This window comes from Amycolatopsis keratiniphila subsp. keratiniphila, from assembly GCF_001620365.2.
Lineage (GTDB): Bacteria > Actinomycetota > Actinomycetes > Mycobacteriales > Pseudonocardiaceae > Amycolatopsis > Amycolatopsis keratiniphila.
This window is the reverse complement of record NZ_LQMT02000024.1, coordinates 26,053-26,900: the sequence shown is the minus strand read 5'-3', so window position 1 is coordinate 26,900 and position 848 is coordinate 26,053. Positions and strand designations below refer to the sequence as shown.

General features: G+C 70.5%; 2 protein-coding genes. One reads left to right on the top strand and one right to left on the bottom strand.

All coding sequences use genetic code 11. The features are described from left to right. Window positions 1-544: PspC domain-containing protein (locus AVR91_RS26125; protein ID WP_143254097.1), on the bottom strand; the 544-nt coding region annotated here is incomplete at its 3' end. A 111-nt stretch (window positions 545-655) separates the two neighbouring features. Between AVR91_RS26125 and AVR91_RS26120 the strand changes: the two genes are divergently transcribed. Further along, window positions 656-848 (top strand): PspC domain-containing protein (locus AVR91_RS26120; protein WP_143254096.1); only part of this gene is annotated, 193 nt, incomplete at its 3' end.

Genomic DNA, 848 nt, shown 5'->3' with positions numbered 1-848 from the left:
CGGTCGCCGTCGAGGTGGCGGCCGACGCCGACGCCATCGAGAACGCGGCGGCGGGCTGGGCCGGGCCGGGCACCGACGGCCGGTTGAACTGACCGCGGTTGCGGTGCAGCAGGTACAGCGCGACGGCCATCAGCGCGAAACCGATCAGCCCGGTGCCGTCGGCCATCCAGCCACCGGTCAAGGTCCAGGTGAGACCGGGGAACAGCAGGATCAGCAGCAGCACGGCGAACGCCGGCGAACTCGACGCGCGACCCCGGCCGATCAGCCCCTCGAACGCGGAAACGCGGTCGCCTTCCTGCGGCAGGAACAGCCAGCCCAGCAGATAGACGAAGACGCCGAATCCGCCGAACACGGTCGCCGCGACCAGCGCGACCCGGACCACGGTCGGGTCGATGCCGTACCGGTAGCCGATCCCCGCGGCGACACCGGCGAATTTGCGGCCCGCCACCGGCCGGACCGGCCTGCTCCGCCAGAAATCCTTGACGGTCTCCTCGAAGCCGGCCGCGGGGCCGCGCTTCGGAACGTGTGTCTCACTCCCACTCATGCCACAAAGAATGCGCCCCGGCGGGCCCTCGCCACATCCGGGAACACCCCTGAGGTTTCCCCCAGCGGGAAGAGTCAGGGGTTTCCCCGATGGATCAGTACCCCACTCCGTGTGACCATGGGGAACGTGCAGGAATCCGTCACCGACGACCTCGCCGAACAGGTGAAGCCGACGATCATCGAGCGCCCTCCGGTGCCCGTTCCCGGCAGCCTGTCCCCGGCACCGTTCGAGCCGCCCAAGATGTATCGCCGCCGTTCCGGCCGCGCCATCGCGGGTGTCGCGGGCGGCCTCGCCGACCACCTCG